Genomic DNA, 211 nt, shown 5'->3' with positions numbered 1-211 from the left:
CCCCGATCCCGAGGCGATCCCGCCCGTTCCCGCCGTCCTGGAAGCCGACGCCGATCTGCGCACCCGGACCCAGCTCGCGCTGGAAGGCTTCTCCACCGCCGGCCCGCGCGGGGCCTATCTCTTCCATGCGCTTTCCGCCTCGGGCGAGGTGCTCGACGCCTCGGTCACCAGCCCCGCCCCGGGCAAGGTGCTGGTCACCGTGCTGTCGCGC

1 pseudogene is annotated in these 211 nt (G+C 73.9%); it reads left to right on the top strand.

The features are described from left to right. A pseudogene (locus C5F48_RS24735) lies at positions 1-211 on the top strand (baseplate assembly protein); the annotation flags it as partial.

Source organism: Cereibacter changlensis JA139, from assembly GCF_003034985.1.
Lineage (GTDB): Bacteria > Pseudomonadota > Alphaproteobacteria > Rhodobacterales > Rhodobacteraceae > Cereibacter > Cereibacter changlensis.
The sequence above is the reverse complement of the archived record's forward strand: the minus strand, read 5'-3'. Positions and strand labels throughout refer to the sequence as shown.